General features: G+C 58.1%; 15 protein-coding genes. 8 read left to right on the top strand and 7 right to left on the bottom strand.

From position 1 onward, the window contains the following. Positions 1-46 precede the first annotated feature (46 nt). The gene (locus AB1A64_RS05785; RefSeq protein ID WP_366550547.1) at positions 47-1798 is read right to left on the bottom strand and encodes an acetolactate synthase 3 large subunit; all 1752 of its coding nucleotides are present in this window, start codon (positions 1796-1798) and stop codon (positions 47-49) included. Positions 1799-2223: 425 nt separating this feature from the next. Here AB1A64_RS05785 and AB1A64_RS05780 point away from each other — a divergent pair, with 425 nt between their 5' ends. Then, the gene (locus tag AB1A64_RS05780) at positions 2224-3069 is read left to right on the top strand and encodes a hypothetical protein (RefSeq protein WP_366550546.1); all 846 of its coding nucleotides are present in this window, start codon (positions 2224-2226) and stop codon (positions 3067-3069) included. A gap of 47 nt (positions 3070-3116) precedes the next feature. Next, positions 3117-3500 carry a VOC family protein gene (locus tag AB1A64_RS05775; protein WP_366550545.1) on the top strand — a complete coding sequence of 128 codons (384 nt, stop codon included), beginning with the start codon at positions 3117-3119 and terminating at the stop codon, positions 3498-3500. A 79-nt stretch (positions 3501-3579) separates the two neighbouring features. Here the strand turns inward: AB1A64_RS05775 and AB1A64_RS05770 are convergent, their stop codons facing one another. Beyond that, positions 3580-4227 carry a response regulator transcription factor gene (locus AB1A64_RS05770; protein ID WP_366550544.1) on the bottom strand — a complete coding sequence of 216 codons (648 nt, stop codon included), beginning with the start codon at positions 4225-4227 and terminating at the stop codon, positions 3580-3582. Next, positions 4224-5657 (bottom strand): cache domain-containing protein, encoded by a 1434-nt coding sequence (locus AB1A64_RS05765; protein WP_366550543.1) that lies wholly within the window; start codon positions 5655-5657, stop codon positions 4224-4226. The genes AB1A64_RS05770 and AB1A64_RS05765 overlap by 4 nt, the downstream gene beginning before the upstream one ends. 232 nt (positions 5658-5889) lie before the next feature. On the opposite strand from AB1A64_RS05765, the gene AB1A64_RS05760 reads away from it, so the two are divergent. The 3 genes from AB1A64_RS05760 to AB1A64_RS05750 all read left to right on the top strand — a co-directional run bounded on the left by AB1A64_RS05760 (position 5890) and on the right by AB1A64_RS05750 (position 10404). Further along, the gene (locus AB1A64_RS05760) at positions 5890-6975 is read left to right on the top strand and encodes a TRAP transporter substrate-binding protein (RefSeq protein ID WP_170349008.1); all 1086 of its coding nucleotides are present in this window, start codon (positions 5890-5892) and stop codon (positions 6973-6975) included. Between the two features lie 121 nt (positions 6976-7096). Then, positions 7097-8032 (top strand): C4-dicarboxylate ABC transporter permease, encoded by a 936-nt coding sequence (locus AB1A64_RS05755; RefSeq protein ID WP_366550542.1) that lies wholly within the window; start codon positions 7097-7099, stop codon positions 8030-8032. Positions 8033-8049: 17 nt separating this feature from the next. Next, on the top strand, positions 8050-10404 hold the full coding sequence (locus AB1A64_RS05750) for a TRAP transporter large permease subunit (protein WP_366550541.1): 2355 nt from the start codon (positions 8050-8052) through the stop codon (positions 10402-10404). Positions 10405-10535: 131 nt separating this feature from the next. On the opposite strand, the gene AB1A64_RS05745 is transcribed toward AB1A64_RS05750, so the two are convergent. The 4 genes from AB1A64_RS05745 to AB1A64_RS05730 form a co-directional block, all read right to left on the bottom strand. Continuing rightward, positions 10536-10925, bottom strand: coding sequence for a VOC family protein (locus AB1A64_RS05745; protein ID WP_366550540.1), 390 nt, complete (start codon positions 10923-10925; stop codon positions 10536-10538). A 6-nt stretch (positions 10926-10931) separates the two neighbouring features. Beyond that, complete coding sequence (locus AB1A64_RS05740) at positions 10932-11756, bottom strand: arginyltransferase (RefSeq protein WP_366550539.1); 825 nt, start codon at positions 11754-11756, stop codon at positions 10932-10934. A gap of 75 nt (positions 11757-11831) precedes the next feature. Next, a complete protein-coding gene (locus AB1A64_RS05735) occupies positions 11832-12263 on the bottom strand; it encodes an RDD family protein (RefSeq protein WP_366550538.1) in 432 nt (143 codons plus the stop codon). Between the two features lie 66 nt (positions 12264-12329). Next, positions 12330-12752, bottom strand: coding sequence for a DUF2852 domain-containing protein (locus AB1A64_RS05730; protein ID WP_366550537.1), 423 nt, complete (start codon positions 12750-12752; stop codon positions 12330-12332). Between the two features lie 152 nt (positions 12753-12904). On the opposite strand from AB1A64_RS05730, the gene AB1A64_RS05725 reads away from it, so the two are divergent. The 3 genes from AB1A64_RS05725 to AB1A64_RS05715 are packed head-to-tail and all read left to right on the top strand — an operon-like array spanning position 12905 to position 16339. Next, a complete protein-coding gene (locus tag AB1A64_RS05725; protein WP_366550536.1) occupies positions 12905-13294 on the top strand; it encodes a nuclear transport factor 2 family protein in 390 nt (129 codons plus the stop codon). Beyond that, positions 13291-16080 (top strand): glutamine-synthetase adenylyltransferase, encoded by a 2790-nt coding sequence (locus tag AB1A64_RS05720; RefSeq protein WP_366550535.1) that lies wholly within the window; start codon positions 13291-13293, stop codon positions 16078-16080. Before AB1A64_RS05725 ends, AB1A64_RS05720 begins: the two co-directional genes overlap by 4 nt. Beyond that, positions 16067-16339, top strand: coding sequence for a hypothetical protein (locus AB1A64_RS05715; RefSeq protein ID WP_170358897.1), 273 nt, complete (start codon positions 16067-16069; stop codon positions 16337-16339). Before AB1A64_RS05720 ends, AB1A64_RS05715 begins: the two co-directional genes overlap by 14 nt. The last annotated feature ends 17 nt before the right edge of the window (positions 16340-16356 follow it).

Genomic DNA, 16356 nt, shown 5'->3' with positions numbered 1-16356 from the left:
ATCATTCTTGTGGTGTTGGGCGCTCCGCCGCGCCCAACAAATTTCGTCAAACCAGAACCGAGCCTTTGGAATCGATCACGCCCTGCGTTTCGGCCTCGCCCAGCAGCATCTCGTTATGGGCCTTGCCCGACGGGATCATGGGGAAGCAGTTCTCGTGCTTTTCCACCAGACAGTCAAAAATCACCGGACCGTCATAGTTGATCATCTCCATGATCGCGTCATCCAAATCGGCGGGGTCAGAACACAGGATACCCTTGGCGCCGAACGCCTCGGCGAGCTTGACGAAATCGGGCAGGGCCTCGGACCACGAATGCGAGTACCGCTCGCCATGCAGCAGTTCCTGCCACTGACGAACCATGCCAAGGCGTTCGTTGTTCAGGATGAACTGTTTCACCGGCAGGCGGTACTGAACGGCCGTGCCCATTTCCTGCATGTTCATCAGCCACGACGCCTCGCCGGCCACGTTGATCACCAGCGCGTCAGGGTGCGCCATCTGCACCCCGACAGAGGCCGGGAAGCCATAGCCCATCGTGCCCAGACCACCCGAAGTCATCCAGCGGTTAGGGTCTTCGAACCCAAGATACTGTGCGGCCCACATCTGATGTTGACCGACCTCGGTCGTAATGTAGCGGTCGTGATTTTTGGTCAGCTCTTCAAGGCGTTGCAGCGCATGTTGCGGTTTGATGGTCTTTTCGCTGTTGGTGAACGCCAGGCAATTCACCTTGCGCCAATCGCTGATCTGCGCCTGCCATTTCTTGACGGCAGCCGCATCGGTTTTGCGCCCGCGCGACTTCCAGACCTTGAGGATATCCTCAAGCACATGCGCCACGTCGCCGACAATCGGGATGTCCACGCGGATCACCTTGTTGATCGATGACGGATCAATGTCGATATGCGCTTTTTTCGAATTCGGCGAGAACGCATCAATCCGCCCGGTGATCCGGTCGTCGAACCGTGCGCCGACATTGATCATCAGGTCGCAGTCATGCATCGCCAGGTTGGCCTCGTACAGGCCGTGCATCCCCAACATGCCCAGCCAGTTTTCACCCGACGCCGGATAAGCGCCCAGACCCATCAGAGTCGAGGTGACTGGAAAGCCCGTCGCATCAACCAATTCGCGCAGCAATTGGCTGGCAGCAGGGCCCGAGTTGATGACACCGCCGCCAGTGTAAAAGACCGGCTTCTTTGCGGTCTCGATTGCCGCAACCAGTTCGGTGATCTCTTCCAGATCGCCTTTCAGAACCGGTTGGTAGTGCGATGTTGACGGTTTTGGCGCGGTATACTCACCCGAGGCAAACTGAACGTCTTTGGGAATATCGACCAGCACCGGCCCGGGGCGGCCCGAGATGGCGACGTGAAATGCCTCATGCATGGTCTCAGACAGCGAATCCGTGTCCTTCACCAGCCAGTTATGCTTGGTGCAAGGGCGGGTGATACCGACTGTGTCGGCCTCTTGAAAGGCGTCCGAGCCGATCATGAAGGTCGGAACCTGCCCGGTCAGAACAACAATCGGGATCGAGTCCAGCAACGCATCGGTCAGGCCGGTCACCGCGTTGGTGGCGCCGGGTCCAGAAGTCACCAGTGCAACGCCGGGTTTGCCGGTTGACCGGGCATAGCCTTCGGCGGCGTGAACCGCGCCCTGTTCGTGGCGCACCAGAACGTGCCGAATGTCGTTTTGCAGAAAGATCTCATCATAGATCGGTAGCACGGCGCCACCGGGGTATCCGAATACCGTGTCCACGCCCTGATCCTTGAGGGCCTGAACTACCATCTTTGCGCCGGTCATCTCACGTGTCATCTGCTTTGCTCCGTTCGCGACATGTGTCTTGCGTTTAGCATAAAAAAAGCCCCCGAGATTTTTCGGAGGCGCATGGGTTCGATTATGGTTTACCGTTACCGGCCCATGCGCGTGTTTCCTACGATTACGACTAGCGCTTTCATCGCCAGAGGCTCCTTTTCAGCTTGGCAGGGACATTATGGGCGGGCGAAAGGGGCGTCAACAGGCAATCGTACCAATTTTGTAACCTGAGATGCAGATTTTGCGACATTTTATTGCGCAGATTGCCGCAGGTTGGGAATTTCCGCGAATTTCAACCTGCTCATGATGGTTTGGGCCGGCAAATGGCAGGTCTGAAAGCGTCAAGGCAATGTCCAAAATTGACATGAGCGACCCGGTTCTGTGCGGCACGCTGGTCTCAATTGAATAAGTATCGGAGGTGGAGAATGTTGCAGGACCTCATAGATCTTGGGCGATATCCAATCGATCGGCCCGGGTCGCGGGGCTATGATCAGACGATTGCAGATGTGCGGAAGGAACTTGATCAAGACGGCTGCGCAGTTCTGCCCGGATTTGTGCATGAGGACGGGTTGGAGTTGCTGGTGCGCGAGGCGGATGAGGTCGCCCCACAAGCGCATCGCTCATTCAATAGAACCAACGCATATTTCACCAAGGATGATCCGCGCTTTGGGATCGGCCATCCGATACGTCGCTTTTATGACCGCTCAAACGCCTTTGTTCCTGCGGATAATTTTCCCACTTCGGGTCCTTTGCGGCGAATTTACGAATATGAATGGTTCATGCCATTTGTCCGGGACGCATTGGATGAGCCCGAGGACCAGTTCTTTCGATATGATGATCCGCTGGCGGACGTGATCATTAACGTGGTCGAGGAAGGGCAGGGCTTTCCCTGGCATTTCGACACCAACAACTACACCGTTACGCTGGCCATTCAGAACGGAGAAGTCGGGGGCACCTTTGAATATGTGCCGAACCTGCGCACGGCCGAGGATGAAAACTTCAAGTCCGTGGCCTCGGTTCTGGACGGAGACAGGGCGCGGGTGCGAGAGCTGGAATTGCAACCGGGGGACCTACAGATTTTCAAGGGGCGGTACGCGCTGCATAGGGTAGCGCCAGTTACGGGTGCGCGCACCCGATATGTTGGGATCTTCTCGTTCGTTGAAGCCGAAGGGATGTGCGGCGGGGTTGAACGCACACGACAACTTTATGGGCGTGTGTTACCGCATCATCATGCGCGAGAAGGGATGCGAAAGGATCAATTGCTGGACTGAAAAATCTGGGGTTAAAATAAAGGGGTTTTCAGCGACCGGAGGGTCCGATGCCTAAGATTTTACAGCTCACGCCATTTGTTCTGTGTTCTTCCCTGCAAAAGCAGATTGATTTCTACTGCGACCGTTTGGGATTTTCTTGCGGGTTTCGGCAGGACAATTACGCCTTTTTGTCATTGGGGCCCGTGGCCATACGGTTATTGGAATGCCCGCCACGCGGTGACGGTCGCCCTTTGGGAGAAGATCAGTCGTTTTACATTGACATCGACGGGATCGACGCATTGTACGACAGTTTGCGACCGGGGCTGGCTGATCTGCCCGAAGGGCGCGTGCGCCCGCCGTTTGATCAGCCCTATCTGCAGCGCGAGTTTCACGTTATCGACGAAGACGGGACGTTGGTATTCTTTGGGCAGGATGTAAGCCCGAGGGGCTAGGGCCTCCCGCCCGTTGTCGATACGCCTGCGGCGCATCTCCTCCGGTTGGGCCGGGCAGCGCTGCGCGCTGCGGGTGTGCTTAGAAACCAGGGCTGGTGCCTTGCAAGACCCCGTGTTCCAGCGCGTATCGGGTCAGACCCGCAGTGGATGAGATACCCAGTTTGCGTTTGATGTTCTTGCGGTGGGTTTCCACCGTGCGCACAGAGATTTCCAAGGTCTGCGCCACTTCTTTGTTGGATTTTCCCTGCGCCAGCTCCAGCAGGATGGTCTGTTCACGGCCGGTCAGCGCCTCACGTGCGCTGTCTTGTTTGGGCTGCAGCGACCCGCTGGCACCGGTGCAAAGGTACTGCTCGCCGCGCATCACCGCGTCGATGGCCTGTTTGATCTCATCCGTCGGTACGTCTTTGAGAACGTAGCCTTTGGCGCCGTGGTTCAGCGCGGTGGAAATATATTCGGGGCTGTCATGCATCGACAGGATCAGAATGCGGGTTTCGGGCAGGCGTTCCAAAATCATCTCGGTGGCGCTGAGCCCACCCAAGCCAGGCATGTTCAGGTCCATCAGGATCACATCGGGGGAAAGATCGGCGACCTGATCGACGGCCTCTTGCCCGGTGCCAAGCGTGCAGACCACCTCAATGCCGGGATAACTTTCAAGGATCGACTGAATCCCTTCGGCCACCATCGGGTGGTCATCCACGATCAGGACCCGGATCGTCTGTGCGCTCATGTACCGGCCTTTCGGTTCGGAGTTGCGTCTTCCTGCGGCGGAAGCAAGTGGCTAAGCGGCAGGGTAACCTCGATCACGGTGCCGCCGTGCGGGCTGCGTGATGACAGAATACGCAGTGATCCGTCAAGCTGTTCGATGCGTTCCTGCATGTTGCGCAGCCCTATCCCAGTACTGACGCCTTCAGCCTCGCGGGGCAGGCCGCGACCATTGTCGGTGATGCGCATGGTGGCACCCTTTTTGTGACCGCGCAGATCAATTGTAACATGCGTTGCATCGGCGTGGCGTTCGATATTGGTCAGGGCTTCTTGTGCGATACGGTAAAGGGCGATCTTGGCGTCCTGATCCAACCGGTTTCGAAACACGACGGTCGAGAATTCGGTCTCAATCCCCGTGCGTTCGCGGAAATCGTCGGTCAGCGCCTTTACTGCGGGGCCAAGGCCCAGATCGTCCAGCACACCAGGGCGCAAATCGCGGCTGATGCGGCGCACCTCGGTGATTGCGGTGCCGAGATGCTCGATCCCCTTGTCCAAAGGAGCATGCGCCCCGTCGTCATCACCGCGTGCAAGCCGCCGTCGGGCATTGTCCAGCGCGTAGCGTACACCGACGAGTATCTGGCTGATCCCGTCATGCAATTCGCGCGCCACTCGGCCCCGCTCTTCCTCTTGCGCGTCGAGAACCCGCTGAGTCAGATCTTTCAGCTTGGCATCCGCCAGCCGTCTTTCCCGGAAATTCAGGAGCATGCCTGAGGCAAAAACGACCAGCACTGCCGCCAATGTAATTCCGCCGATATAATAGAATGTCCGGCGCACGCGGGCCTCGACCTCGGCCCGGGCGGCAGCGATTGAGGCAACGACGTCGTCAATGAACACGCCTGTGCCCACGGCCCACTGCCAACTGGGAAAGCTGGTGACGTAGGTGATCATCTGCGCCTCTTCCCCGGTCGAAGGTTTGGGCCAGAGATAGGAGTGATACCCCGCACCTTGTCGGGCTATCCGGATCAGTTCGTCCACGACAGGTGTGCCTTCGCTGTCAGTCAGGCCGGTCCAGTTCTTGTTGATCAGGTCGGTCTGGCGCGGGCTGACCAGATTAGTACCGTCATAGTCATAGACAAAAAAGAACCCGTCATCGCCGTAGATCATTGCCGACAGGATTTGCGCGACCTGATCCTTGGCCGCCTGATCATCGGGCTGGGCCGATCCGTAGACAAAATAAAATCCATTGCGGGCCTGGGTGACATAGTTGCGCAATTCGGCCTTTTTGGCTTCGATCAGCTGTGCCTCAAGCTGGTCAATCTCGCGTTCGGCCAGTTTGCGGGACTGATGCGCAACAAGGATGGCAATCGCCGCCACGGCCACAATCAGGGGCAGCGTCGCCAGCAGCGACAGCTTTTGCGCGTAGTTCGGTCGAAAGACGTTGCGGAATCTCCCCATGTCTCTGCGATAGGCAAATTTTGCGCAAAAAGCAAAGTCGGACCGTTCAAGGCCGGAAATAGGTAGGTGTCGAGTAAAAAAAACGCGGTGAATCCAGCGGTTTGACCCACCGAATGACCGTTTCTACGTAGTAGTAGGTATTTTCATCTTCAATTGCATAGATATGATCCGCCCCATCGACAACGACCAACTGCCCCAAGAGGCAGATCATGACTTTGGGAGGACTGACTATATGGATCGTCGTTCATTTTTGAAAACCACGGCACTGGGCAGCAGCGCGGCTGCAGCAACCGCGTTGGCGGCACCGGCATACGCGCAGGGCAAGCGAACCCTGACGATGGTGACATCGTGGCCGCGTGGCTTTGCCGTTCTGGATGACGCAGCCAGCTATATGGAGCAGATGGTCGGCGAGATGTCCGACGGTCAGCTGACCATCGACAAGAAGGCCCCGGGTGAACTGGTGGGCGCGCTGGAAGTGTTCGACGCCGTGTCGTCGGGCCAGGCCGACATGTATCACTCGGCCGACTACTACTTTATCGGGCAGCACCCCGGTTACGCATATTTCACCGCTGTGCCCTTTGGTGGCACCGCACAGGAACTGACCAACTGGTACTATCACGGCGGCGGCGAAGAGCTGCACGATGAGCTGGGCCAGATCTTTAACCTCAAAGGCCTGCTAGCCGGTAACTCGGGCTCGCAGTCCGGTGGCTGGTTCCGCAACGAGATCAACTCGGCCGCAGACTTCAACGGTCTGAAGTTCCGTATGCCCGGTCTGGGCGGCAAGGTGCTGGGCAAACTGGGCGCTTCGGTTCAGAACATTCCCGGTGGCGAGCTGTATCAGGCGCTGTCTTCGGGTGCGCTGGACGGTCTGGAGTGGGTCGGCCCGATGGCTGACGAACGCGCCGGCTTCCAGGAAGTTGCCAAGGTTTACTATACTGCGGGCTTCCACGAGCCGGGCTCGGGTCTGGCCGCATCGGTCAACCTGGATGTCTGGAACGACCTGACACCGGCACAGCAGGCAATCCTGCGTTATGCGTCGATGGCCACGACCCACTATCAGCTGGCCGAAACGCTGGCCAACAACGGTGCCGCACTTGCGCGTCTGCAATCGCAGGGCGTGAAAACGCTGCAATTCTCGGACGACGTTTGGGACGCGTTTGGCCAGGCATCCGCCGAGGTCATGGACGAAAACATGAACGACGAGCTGTTTGCCAATATCCGCGGTTCGTTCGAAGAGTCTCTGGCGACATCGGCCTCGTGGATCAACAAGTCGGATGGATACTACGTCCAGCAGCGTGTTCGCGTTCTGGGTGGCTAAGTAGGCGCCGGAAATCTCAGAGGCCTCACGAAAGTGGGGCCTCTTTTCAATACATATTCTCTGAATACCGTGGCCCCTGCTAAGGTGAAGATCACGGAAATTCAGTTGAGTGAGGGACATCATGGACGACAGCAGCTCGGTTGGTTTGACCGACGCTCTTGCCGCAGTCGGCGGCGGGATTGTCTGGGTTCTGCAAAATCTGGCCCAAGCCTTCTACAATATTGGCTACGCACTGACCCACCCAAGCCTCTGGCTGGATTGGTCCGATAAAGAAGCTGTCATGCGCTTCGTCTACTATGGCGGATCGGTTGAGTTCTTCTTTGCCGTTTTTGCAATTTTTCTGGTCATCACGATCATCGGCATGGTCCGCAACAACTTCATGTGGGGGTGTGTGCGCGGGCTGGAGGGGTTCACCAACACGCTGGGCCGGTTCTTTGCCTGGGCCGGTCTGCTGATGGTGTTGCAGCAGATCATCATCGTGATCATGCAGCGGATTTTCACCCGCCCCGACATCGTGATCGCCTTTGGCATTCCGTTGCAATACGACATCAGCTGGTATGCGGAAATGTTGAAGTTTTACAACGCTTTGGTGGTGTCTCTTTGCGTAGGGTACACCTTTGTGCAAGGCGGGCACGTGCGGGTTGATCTGTTCTATGCTCCGGCACGGTTCGGCACCAAAAAGGTGATCGACATGCTGGGCTCGGTGTTCTTCATGATGCCGCTGGCGGTGCTGGTCTGGATGTATGGCTGGTACTTTATGTGGCGGCACCTGATCGTGCCAAAGCCCTCGGCCAGTGACACGCTGGAGCGGTTGTTGCTGAAATCGAAGGCGATGCGCTGGAATGTCGAAACCATCGGCTTCAGCCCCAACGGGTTCACAGCCTACTTCCTGTTCAAGATCATGCTGGTGGCCTTTGCCGGGCTGGTCTTCCTACAGGCCATCGCGTTCCTCTACCGGTCGTATCTTGAATACGTGGAAGGGCCGGACAGTGCCGGAAAATACCTCGACAAAGACAGCCTTGGCGAGGGTGAAGAAGCCTTCGAAGGCGTACATTAAGGACGGAGACCAAGACTATGCTATTCGGACTTGATGGCGTCGAGATAGGCCTCATTATCGTATTCTTCTGCCTTTTCGGAGGCATCCTTTCCGGGTTCCCGGTGGCTTTTGCCATCGGTGGGGCTGGTATCATCTCATTCGGGATCATCGCGGCCTTGGACAGCGCCGGTTTATTGGTGCATCAGGCCATCGACTCGGGCACACAGGCCTATCGGGATCTGGTGAATTCGGGCATCAAGCCTGACACCATATCCGTATTCCGATACCCAGAATTGCCAACCATAGGCGAGCCGGTCTTCCCCTCTGGTTGGGAAACCGCGCTGGACCGCAATGTCTCGTTCATCGTGAACCGCATCAACGAGCGTGTTCTAGCCGGGCAATCCATCGAAACCCTGTTGGCCGTGCTGATGTTCGTCCTGATGGGCATCACGTTGGAGCGTTCAAAGATCGCCAACGACCTGCTGACCACAATGGCGCGTGTCTTTGGCCCGTTGCCGGGTGGTCTGGCCGTGTCGATCGTGGTTGTGGGCGCGTTTCTGGCGGCCTCGACCGGGATTGTGGGCGCGACTGTTGTGACCATGGGGCTGCTGGCACTGCCGACTATGTTGCGGAACAATTATTCTCCAGAACTGGCGACCGGTGTAATCGCGGCTTCGGGGACGTTGGGGCAGATCATTCCGCCCTCTATCGTGATTGTTCTGCTGGGCACGCTGGCTGGTGATCTGTATTCGACCGCGCAGGAAACCCGCGCGGTTGAGGCCGGGTGTACCGACGCGCTGACCTATCTGGGTGAGCCTGCGGTGGTCTCGGTTGGCACGTTGTTCCAGGCGGCACTGCTGCCGGGCATCATGCTGGCCTTGCTCTATGCGCTTTATGCCTTTGGCTATGCGTTGATGAACCCCGAAAAAGCCCCGGCCGTAGAAATGGGCGGCGGTGGCGGTGAACCGATCACCCGGGGTGAAGGTCTGACATGGCTGCTGGGTGCGCCGGTCGCGCTGATCGTAGGGGCCGTTCTGCTGGGCAGCACAGGTGTGATTGGCAGCCAGAACATCACTGTCTCAGCCTTCTCGGATATCGGTGAGGGCGCTTCGCTGCGCACCAACGTGTCTGAGGAATGCAAGGTCTCGATGATCGAATTGCACGGTCAATCCGCCTGGGATCAGGCCGTGGCCGAGCAGCAGGCGCTGGATGAGGCGGGCGGTGTTTCTCAGGCTCAGCGCCTGACCGAAGAAGAGCTGGCCGCTGCGCAGGAGGCCAAGATTGCCGCTACTGCACCGATTGGAACAGGCGTTGCGGTTATCGTTGTGCTGCTGGGTCTGACCTTACTGTTTGGTCGCGGCATTGCGCCGTCGCAATCCACACAACCACTGATCATCGGATCCATCGGCCTGTTGTTGTTGGTACTGGTGGACGTGCTGCTGATTGCGCCGACGACCTCGTCGGGGGTGGCCTTCGTGATCATGGCGATACCGTTTGCGCTGGCGATCTATGGCTGCAAGTTCGCGGCTGAACGCTGTGCCACCAACGATCTGATCCGTGTGGTCTTTCCACCGCTGGTTCTGATCATCGCGGTGCTGGGGTCGATCCTTGGCGGGATTACCAACCCGACACCGGCCGCGGCGTTGGGTGCAGGCGGGGCGATCATGCTGGCGGCTTATCGAAAGCTGCAGGATCAGGGGCGTTCGGGGAAGGTGATCATCTGGTCAACTTTCGCCGTCATCATCTGCATGCTGATGGGCATAAATTTCGATCTGCGCATCAACCAAGGCGATGTCTCGGTTGAAAGCTGGATTGCCTTCATCTTTGCCTACGCGGCTTACCTCTATGCGCTGTTCGGATTGATCTTTGCCTGCTGGGTGCTGTTTACAAGCGGCGTTCTGACCCCGGTTGTGCGCGAAACGGCCAAGGTGACGTCGATGGTCTTTACCATCCTGATCGGCTCGCAGCTGTTGAACCTGGTGGTGATCTCGTTTGGCGGCGAGCATTACATTCAGCAGTTCCTGCGCAGCTTTGACAACGAGTTTACGGTCTTCCTGATCGTAATGTTGGTGCTGTTCATTCTGGGCTTTGTGTTGGATTTCCTCGAGATCATCTACATCGTGATCCCCATCGTGGGCCCGGTGATCTATGGCGGGTCGTTCGATCCGAAATGGGTGACGATCATGGTGGCGGTGAACCTGCAGACTTCGTTCCTCACGCCACCGTTCGGGTTTGCGCTGTTCTACCTGCGGGGGGTTGCGCCGAAAGAGGTGACGACGGGCCATATCTATCGTGGGATTATACCCTTCGTGATCATTCAGGTGGTGGGGATTGGCATCTTGTGGTCCTTCCCGTCGATTGTGACCATTGTGCCGGACCTGATCCCGAATTGATTGGTTACTGTGATCCAACGGAAAAGGGGGCCGATTGGCCCCCTTTGCTTTTTGATTTGTTGAAGGGGCCAGCCCCTTATTGGCCTGCGGCCAATTCAACCCCGAGATATTTTTGGCCAGATGAAGGTGGATCAGGTGAACTGAATCAGGTCCCAACGATTTCCGAATGGATCGCGCCAGACGGCGACCCAACCGTAGGGTTCTTGTCTGGGGTCTTCTTCGAAATGGACGCCTTTTGACAACATTTCGGCGTGATCGCGTTTGAAATCATCCGTTTGCAGGAAGAAGCCAACACGGCCTCCGGTCTGATTGCCCACGGAGGCGATCTGGTTTGGGCCGTCTGCCTGTGCAAGCAACAGTGATCCGGCATCTGATCCCGGAGGGGACACTAGTACCCAGCGTTTGCCATCACCCAGGTCAATGTCTTGCGTCAGGGTGAAGCTGAGTATCTGGGTGTAGAACGCAATTGCTGCATCGTAATCCGGCACCACCAGGGTGACGGCGTGTAGTGCTTGGCGCATGGAAGTTTAGCCCTTGGTCGGGTGGCGGTCGGGCAGTTGGATGCTGGCGACCTGTTCGGCAATCGGCGCGGTTGATAGCGGATGATGCTTGCCGTCTGCCAGTTCAGACGGATTGTTGATACGCTTCCAGTTGCCTTGGATATAGGCTTCGAGTCCTGAAAACCGCGCCTTGTACCCCATCTTGGGGCTGCCTGGTACCCAGTAGCCCAGATAGACGTAGGGCAGGCCCGCCTCGCGCGCGATGTCGATGTGATCGAGGATCATGTACGTCCCCAAAGAGCTTTGCGGCTGTTCGGGATCATAGAAGGAATACACCATGCTGAGCCCGTCATCCAATACGTCGGTCAGGCTGACGGCGATCAGCTCTCCGCTTTCGGGGTCAGCATATTCGACCACGCGGCTGCGAATCGGAGTTTCTTCGATCATTGCGGCGAATTCGAACACATCCATATCGGCCATGCCGCCATCGGCGTGGCGTGTGTCAAGATAGCGGCGGAACAGTTCGTATTGCTCATCAGTTGCCCAGGGCGAGTTTGCACGACGTTGCAGATAAGAGTTGCGTTTGGCCGTGCGTCTCTGACTTTTGCTGGGGCGAAAAGCCGACACATCGATGCGGGCCGACAGACAGGCGGCGCAATCAGTGCAGGATGGGCGGTAAAGCACATTCTGGGATCGGCGAAACCCCTGTTGCGACAGGGAATTATTCAGCTGATCGGCACCTTCGCCCTGCAGGGCGGTGAACAACTTACGCTCCATCCTGCCCTCAAGGTAAGGGCAGGGTTGAGGGGCCGTCACATAGAATTGCGGCGCGATGGGCAGCGTGTGTCGCATGAAGGTTCCGTGTTTCCTGACACAGGATGATAACAACGGTTCCCTGAGCCGCCAAGTGATTCAATTGGCAGAAATTTAAGCCCGCTGGTTGATCATAACCGTGCCAAGGAACGAATCCGTCAGACCCTGACAGCGTGCGCTGGTCAGCATCATAATGACCGAGATGATCTGAACCACGAAAAACGCCATGCTGATGAAATATCCGGCGGTATGAGCCACGGCTTTGCCCATATCCATGCGTGACCCGAATGCGTCGCGCAGTTCAATGCCCATGAAACGCATGCCCAGCGTCGCTGATCCATTGGCGATGGTGACAACGCGGTACACAAAACTGATGACGCCGTAAATCAGGGGCAGAAACAACAGCCCCGCGCCAAATGTCAGGAAAACCGGCACGATGCACAGCAGAGAGATGAAGGCGATATCAAACAGCCACGCGACAAAGCGTTTGGTTGCTACCGACTGGTAGAACTCGGGCTGGGTATCAGGGTCGGGCAGGTGGGTCATGTTGTAATATCCGGATATTGTTCGGAAATTACCCTGTCCCGAATGGCGGGACAGGGCAAGTCTTGATCAGGCGCGCTCGCCGTTTTCGGGCTCGTCGTGGTTTTCGCGGGCGCGTTCGTCTATGAACTGGTCGAATTCAGCCTTGTCCTTGGCGTCGCGCAGGCGGCGCAGGAAGGCTTCGAAATCCTGCTGTTCGCGTTCAAGCCGCGCCAGAGTGTCCGCCTTATAGGCATCAAAGGCGCTGTTGCCCGAGGGTTTCATGGCGCTCATGTGACTGTGCCAGGATTTGCGGCGGCTGCAGGATTTGCTGAACATGCGTTTGCTCCAGATCATGTAGGCCAACAGGGCCAGGCCAACGGGCCAGAAGAAGATGAAACCAAGGACCATGATGGCGATCCAAGCGCCTTTGCCTTTGTCGTCAAGCCAAGTTTCAATGCGATGCAGCCATCCCGGATTTTCAGGGACGGCGGGGTCGGAAAGTGCGGTCATTTAAAGTCTCCGGGGTTGATGTAAATCGTTTTCACATCGTTAAGATGGGAAGCGGAAAGTGGGTTGCAAGGGGTCTATGTAAAAAAGATTTACATTAAACGGCGCGACCAAGTTTGGTTGACGTCACTCAGAGAACCAAGCAGTTTGCAAAAATGTCTGTTGAAGAACGAAAAACCGCCCCGTCACTTGCCGAAATTCTGGATTTGGAAAAGCAAGTCTGGACCGCACTGGTTGAAGGCAATGCCTCGGCCGACCGGGCGTTGCTGAGCGCGGATTTTCTGGGAGTATATCCCACCGGGTTCGCCAATCGGGATGATCATGTCGGGCAATTCGCTGATGCGCCGACGATGGCGCGATACGAATTGAGCGAGACAAAACTGCGGGTTCTGAACGCTGATATTGTGTTGTTGTCCTATCGCGCCGACTATCAGCGCCCCGGCAGCGATGCATGGGAGGCGATGCTGATCTCATCCCTGTGGGAGCGCCGCCATGACGTCTGGGTCAACAGTTTCAGCCAGGACACTCCGTTGGAGGCGCAATGACCGGTCCGCTGACCATCCACCGTGTTCCGCGGGCGTTTGATACGTCGCTGGGTGATGAGGCGCTGAATGCGGTATCTGGTATCACGCCTGAACAAGGGGAGCTGATTACAGGGACGGCGGGTTCGAGCCCATATCTGAAGGGATTGATCGAACACGAACGCGATTGGCTGCCGTCTGCCTTGCAACAACCCGATCAGGCTTTCGCGGATGTGATGGACGCAGCACGGGCCTTGCCGCCTGATCAGTTGAAACCCGGCTTGCGGCAGGCCAAACGGCGCTTGGCGCTGCTGACCGCACTGGCTGATCTGGCCGGTGCGTGGCCGTTAGAGAAGGTGACCGCCGCGCTGACGGATTTCGGCGCGCTGGCTGCGGACGTTGCCGCCAAGGCCGAGATTGCGGCCCTGATCCGGCGGGGCAAGCTGCCGGGGATGACCGAAGACGATGTGGAAACCGCCGCCGGGATGATCATTCTGGCCATGGGTAAAATGGGCGCGCACGAGTTGAACTATAGCTCGGATATCGACCTGATCGTGCTGTTCGATGAAACCCGCTTTGACCCAGATGATTTCTTTGACGCCCGTCAGGGGATGGTGCGGGCCACGCGCAATTTCTGTGCCACGCTCAGCGACAAGACCGCTGATGGGTATGTGTTCCGCACTGACCTGCGATTGCGTCCCGATCCGGCGGTGACCCCGGTCTGTTTGGCGACCGAGGCGGCCGAGCGGTATTATGAAAGCCTGGGTCGCACCTGGGAAAGGGCGGCTTATATCAAGGCGCGTCCCTGTGCCGGTGACATTGCCGTAGGGCAACGCTTTCTGGACGCGCTGCGACCCTTTGTCTGGCGCAGGCATCTGGATTTCGCCGCCATTCAGGACGCGCATGACATGCGTCTGCGCATTCGCGAGAACAAAGGCACTGGCGGTACGCTGACTATTCCCGGCCATGATATGAAGCTGGGGCAGGGCGGCATACGTGAGATCGAGTTCTTCACTCAGACCCGCCAGCTGATCGCCGGCGGACGTGACACTGACCTGCGCGTACGCGGCACAGTGCCTGGTTTGGCGGCGCTGGCCGGAAAGGACTGGATACCGCAAGACGTGGCCGAAAAACTGACTGGCCATTACCGCGCCCACCGCGAGGTCGAGCACCGCATTCAGATGGTCCACGATGCGCAGACCCACAAGGTGCCGCAATCACCGGACGGTGTCGAACGCGTCGCCTGCCTGATAGGGATCGACAGCGCAGAGCTGACGGCTGATCTAACCCGTCGCCTGACCGAAGTGCACGAGCTGACCGAGGGGTTCTTTGCGCCCGGTTCCTCGACCCCTGCACCTGTCAGCGAGGCCGACTTTGACCAGAGTGTTCTGGCCCGGTGGACGACCTATCCAGCGCTGCGCTCGCAACGGGGCGCGCGGATCTTTGAACGTCTCAAGCCCGAGCTGCTCTCGCGCCTGTCGAAAACCGCAAAACCGGACGAAGCGCTGCGGGCGCTGGACGGTTTCCTTGCAGGGTTGCCCGCCGGGGTGCAGCTGTTTTCCCTGTTCGAGGCCAATCCCCACCTGATCGACTTGCTGGTCGATATCGTGGGCACCTCGCACGCATTGGCGGCGCATCTGTCCCATAACGCCGCCGTGTTTGACGCGGTGATTGGGGGCAGTTTCTTCAGCAACTGGCCAGGGCAAACGACGCTTCAGTCAGATCTTGAGCGGGCGCTGCAGCAAGAAACGGACTATGAAACGCAGTTGGATTTCGCGCGTCGCTGGTGCAAGGAATGGCATTTCCGTATCGGTGTGCATCACCTGCGCGGTTTGATCGACGGTGTACAGGCCGGACAGCAATATGCCGAACTGGCCAGCGCTGTTATAGCCGCGATCCTACCTTGCGTGACCGAGCAATTCGCCAAAAAACACGGGCCTGCACCGGGGCGCGGGGCGACAGTGCTGGGTATGGGATCGCTGGGGGCAGGGCGGATCAACTCGCAATCCGATCTGGACATGATCGTGATCTATGACCCGCTGGATCAGGATATGTCGGACGGTCCGCGCCCGCTGGCCACGCGCACTTATTATGCTCGGTTTACCCAAGCGCTGATCACGGCACTGTCCGCACCGATGTCGCAGGGGCGGCTTTATGAGGTCGATATGCGCCTGCGCCCGTCTGGCAATCAGGGGCCGGTGGCGACCAGCTGGGCCAGCTTCACCAATTACCAGCGCAACGAGGCCTGGGTGTGGGAGCATCTGGCCCTGACTCGCGCCCGCGTGGTCGCAGGTGATGCAGGGCTGGCCCAGGATATCGAAACCTTCCGCACTGAATTTCTGTCTCAGCCACAGGACAGTCAGAAAGTGCTACGCGAAGTGGCCGAGATGCGCGTGCGTTTGGCAGCGGCCAAGGCCCCAGCGGGGATATGGGATGCCAAGAACGGTGCCGGGCGGATGATGGATATCGAGTTAATGGCTCAAGCTGGAACACTGTTATCCAGTGTCACACAGCGCGACGTGCATTCCGGGTTGGACGGTACTGTCGCTGCCGGTTTGTTGGACGTCGCTCAGGCGCAAACGCTCAAAGAGTGCTACGATCTATGCTGGTCCGTGCAATGCGCCACCAGGCTGCTGTCGGGCAAGGGGATCGAGGCTGACAAGATCGGCGAGGGCGGCGCGGCTTTCCTGTGTCGGGCCACCGGTTTCGAACAGGTTGAACACCTGCAAGGCGCACTGCAAGACAGCTACACCGCCGCCGCCGGAATTATCGGTCGCGTGCTTGAGGAGGGGCAGGATGCCGCGCAATGACGATCCAAACGATCACAAGGGCCTGATCCGTGAGGCGTACCGCATCGACGGTATCACGCTGCCCGAATGCCGCAGCATTTTTTTGGACTGGGCGTTGAGCCTGCCAGCGGATCGCGATCAGACACAGGCCCTGACCGCACTACACGCTATCTATGCCGAGCAAGAGGCCGATCACCCCATGACACAGGTGCTGGCCGAAGGGCTACAATCGGCTCAGACACCCAAGAGGCGCGGCGGCTGGCGCTCTCGTCCCCGCTAGGGCTTTTCCCCCGGCGT

This window comes from Ruegeria sp. ANG10 (genome assembly GCF_040705255.1).
Taxonomy (GTDB): domain Bacteria; phylum Pseudomonadota; class Alphaproteobacteria; order Rhodobacterales; family Rhodobacteraceae; genus Ruegeria.
The sequence above is the reverse complement of the archived record's forward strand: the minus strand, read 5'-3'. Positions and strand labels throughout refer to the sequence as shown.

What these genes read in the sequence shown, in the direction of transcription:
- AB1A64_RS05750 (WP_366550541.1), top strand. Translation starts at nt 8,050, where the DNA reads ATGCTATTCGGACTTGATGGCGTCGAGATAGGCCTCATTATCGTATTC.
- AB1A64_RS05775 (WP_366550545.1), top strand. Translation starts at nt 3,117, where the DNA reads ATGCCTAAGATTTTACAGCTCACGCCATTTGTTCTGTGTTCTTCCCTG.
- AB1A64_RS05725 (WP_366550536.1), top strand. Translation starts at nt 12,905, where the DNA reads ATGTCTGTTGAAGAACGAAAAACCGCCCCGTCACTTGCCGAAATTCTG.
- AB1A64_RS05785 (WP_366550547.1), bottom strand. Translation starts at nt 1,798, where the DNA reads ATGACACGTGAGATGACCGGCGCAAAGATGGTAGTTCAGGCCCTCAAG.
- AB1A64_RS05770 (WP_366550544.1), bottom strand. Translation starts at nt 4,227, where the DNA reads ATGAGCGCACAGACGATCCGGGTCCTGATCGTGGATGACCACCCGATG.
- AB1A64_RS05760 (WP_170349008.1), top strand. Translation starts at nt 5,890, where the DNA reads ATGGATCGTCGTTCATTTTTGAAAACCACGGCACTGGGCAGCAGCGCG.
- AB1A64_RS05780 (WP_366550546.1), top strand. Translation starts at nt 2,224, where the DNA reads ATGTTGCAGGACCTCATAGATCTTGGGCGATATCCAATCGATCGGCCC.
- AB1A64_RS05735 (WP_366550538.1), bottom strand. Translation starts at nt 12,263, where the DNA reads ATGACCCACCTGCCCGACCCTGATACCCAGCCCGAGTTCTACCAGTCG.
- AB1A64_RS05730 (WP_366550537.1), bottom strand. Translation starts at nt 12,752, where the DNA reads ATGACCGCACTTTCCGACCCCGCCGTCCCTGAAAATCCGGGATGGCTG.
- AB1A64_RS05720 (WP_366550535.1), top strand. Translation starts at nt 13,291, where the DNA reads ATGACCGGTCCGCTGACCATCCACCGTGTTCCGCGGGCGTTTGATACG.
- AB1A64_RS05745 (WP_366550540.1), bottom strand. Translation starts at nt 10,925, where the DNA reads ATGCGCCAAGCACTACACGCCGTCACCCTGGTGGTGCCGGATTACGAT.
- AB1A64_RS05765 (WP_366550543.1), bottom strand. Translation starts at nt 5,657, where the DNA reads ATGGGGAGATTCCGCAACGTCTTTCGACCGAACTACGCGCAAAAGCTG.
- AB1A64_RS05715 (WP_170358897.1), top strand. Translation starts at nt 16,067, where the DNA reads ATGCCGCGCAATGACGATCCAAACGATCACAAGGGCCTGATCCGTGAG.
- AB1A64_RS05755 (WP_366550542.1), top strand. Translation starts at nt 7,097, where the DNA reads ATGGACGACAGCAGCTCGGTTGGTTTGACCGACGCTCTTGCCGCAGTC.
- AB1A64_RS05740 (WP_366550539.1), bottom strand. Translation starts at nt 11,756, where the DNA reads ATGCGACACACGCTGCCCATCGCGCCGCAATTCTATGTGACGGCCCCT.